This is a genomic window from Pseudomonas sp. TWR3-1-1 (assembly GCF_049896545.1).
GTDB lineage: Bacteria > Pseudomonadota > Gammaproteobacteria > Pseudomonadales > Pseudomonadaceae > Aquipseudomonas > Aquipseudomonas weihenstephanensis.
The window spans coordinates 1-1,880 of record NZ_JAFCUO010000035.1 but is presented as its reverse complement, the minus strand read 5'-3'; the positions used below and the strand labels follow the sequence as shown (position 1 = coordinate 1,880).

The 1,880-nt window shown below is 54.5% G+C and carries 2 protein-coding genes and 1 pseudogene; all 3 read left to right on the top strand.

Going from position 1 to position 1,880, the window contains the following annotated elements:
- Positions 1–138, top strand: a pseudogene (locus tag ACP7A4_RS22985) (Hcp family type VI secretion system effector); the annotation flags it as partial.
- A 52-nt stretch (positions 139–190) separates the two neighbouring features.
- On the top strand, positions 191–376 hold the full coding sequence (locus ACP7A4_RS22980) for a hypothetical protein (RefSeq protein WP_203304058.1): 186 nt from the start codon (positions 191–193) through the stop codon (positions 374–376).
- Positions 373–1,880, top strand: a 1,508-nt coding sequence (locus ACP7A4_RS22975) for a DUF6531 domain-containing protein (protein ID WP_426248496.1), incomplete at its 3' end; no start/stop codon positions are given. The genes ACP7A4_RS22980 and ACP7A4_RS22975, both read left to right, overlap by 4 nt.

Sequence of the window (1,880 nt, the reverse complement as noted above, 5' to 3'; positions counted from 1 at the left end):
CACAACTGCCAGGACCCGTCGAATTCGCACTTCACGCACCTGGAAGACGTGGAATTCACCTACCGCAAAATCACCTGGACCCACGAAGTGTCCGGCACATCCGGTTCGGATGACTGGCGTACTCCGGTCGCGGGCTAAGGCTGGCTTATCGTTTGAGCGTACCGGCCCGATTCGGGGCGGTGCGTGAGGTTTGACCCCAGAGTTTTCTGTTTTTGTCGTGCCGCTTCAGGCGACAAAAAACGCAACATTGCATGAGGAACAACGGATGTTCGCACCGGCTCATCAGCCCCATTTCACGCTGGCCCTCGACGGGGCGGATTTTCAGGTGCTGGTCTTCAAAACCCCCGGCCTGCTGGCGGGTGAGATGCTGTCATGACGACTGAAAATGCTGTAGCTAAAACCCGTGAGCCACAAATTGCGATTGTTCCTCTGGATGAGATCCAGATCGAAGATGTGGGGCGCGATGTTTCTGCCATTGATGCCTGGCTACAAGACGCCAGTGGGGGTGTCGTTACTCTGGACCGTATACAAAACGTTGCCGGGTTGATTCCAGTGGTTGGCAATGCCATGGCGTTGGCTGATGCAATTAGCGACATCGTGACGCTGGTTAGAACAGAAGGGAAGGAACTGCTCGACTGGGTGAGTTTGGGGATCAACCTAGTGTGCATCATTCCTTTCCCGGGCAGCACCGTTGCGCGCATGAGCTTGCGCCCCATTTTGTTTTTGGTCCGCAGAGAGCTGGCCAACGTCGGCAAGATGTTGCTGGGTGATGCCCTGATTGAAATTGTTGTTGGGCACCTCAACGCAACGATCGTAGGCAAACTCGAACACTTTCTAACGACCGCTCAAAGCCAGCTACCGGGTCTGCTGGAGCAGGCGGGGCAATTAGGCGAAGCGTTTGTACTGGACCTTGCCAAAGGCATGAGGGCACTGGTCGATGGTGATATGGACGTAAAAGGGCGTCTTGTCAGCGCGCAGAAAAATATAACGTCAATCAATACTGAGCAGCTTAAGCGCGACCCGTTGCGCATCATTACGAATGTCTACAGTGCCTTGCGTGATCTTCAGGTCGCCGCAGGTAAAGGCATGGCTAACTCAGCAGCCAAGCTTCTGATGCCCGATCAGGCCAAAAAACGGGTTTATGAACAAACTGAACGCTTGATAACGATGGGCCCTGAGCTGCGCGTGCAGCTCAGAAAGCTCAACGATCCAGCCTTGAAGGGCTCCATCGGCTCGCTGGTGGTGATGCTGAATAAAGCGGTTCAGTTATGGCATGTGCGTAACCCGCGCGCACTGTCCAGCAGCATCAAAAAGGGCACCACCAGCAAAGCCCAATACATTCAGGGTAAGGGGCAATTGGAGGTCAGGAAAAACGAAGTACCGCCCAAGAAAAAAGCCAATGAAGAAAAGAATGGCACCTGTGTCGGCACCTGTAACAGCATCAACTTTGCAATGGGCTCGGAGTCGCTCGAACATACCGATTTCAGCTTGCCCGGCCCGTTCCCGATTGAGTGGACACGTACTTATTTCTCGGCCCTGAGTGCTTACGATCAGGACGTGATGGGTGCCCGTTGGGTGACCGAGTTCACTACCCGTTTTGATTGTATTGGTGATGCCCTGACGTTCCACGACGCCGATGGACGAAGCCATGACTATCCATTGCCCAAAGAGCGCCTGTTTCACTTCGACGCCATCGAAAACCTGACTGTTGTACGCCTTGATCAAAACAGGTTGATGCTATGTCGAGGCTTCGATCGCAAAGAAACCTACGTTCGCCACGGCGATCGCTTCCTGCTGGCCCACATCGAACTGCGCAACGGCGCGGGCGTGATGCTGCATCACGAATACCGCCACGCCGACCAACCGGTGCTGTCTGATCT